The sequence below is a fragment of the Kitasatospora sp. SC0581 genome, from assembly GCF_048159585.1.
Taxonomy (GTDB): Bacteria; Actinomycetota; Actinomycetes; order Streptomycetales; family Streptomycetaceae; genus Kitasatospora.
The window spans coordinates 1-366 of the sequence record NZ_JBLRWA010000231.1 but is presented as its reverse complement, the minus strand read 5'-3'; the positions used below and the strand labels follow the sequence as shown (position 1 = coordinate 366).

The 366-nt window shown below is 73.2% G+C and carries 1 protein-coding gene; it reads right to left on the bottom strand.

Annotated features, from left to right (window positions below; all coding sequences use genetic code 11):
- A partial coding sequence (locus tag ACLWS4_RS37910; protein ID WP_416876563.1) for a LuxR C-terminal-related transcriptional regulator occupies positions 1 to 342 on the bottom strand: 342 nt, incomplete at its 3' end.
- Positions 343 to 366 lie beyond the last annotated feature (24 nt).

Here is a 366-nt window from a genome sequence, read left to right as displayed (position 1 = left end):
GCCGTCCGCCAGGGCCTGGAACGAGGTCAGCACGGTGTCGGTGATCTCCCTCTTCAGCGTGGCCCGGCGCGGGACCAACAGTCCCGTCCGGCAGCCGATGTCGATCATCTGTGGCGTGGTCGCCGCACCGAGCTTCTGACGGAGCGCGGCGAGGCGCCTGCGGACGGCGTGCTCGGAGACGTCGGTACGGGCCGCGATCTCCACGCCGCTCAGGTCGGCGGCGACCAGCGCCATCACCTCGCGCTCCTGCGGCGTGAGGTCGGTGTAGTGCCCGCAGCGGCGCACCCGTGGCTCCCCGACCACCGGCACCCGGTGGTCGGGGGCGGGCGCCCGAGGAGGCATCTGGACAACTTCGGCCGACGTGCG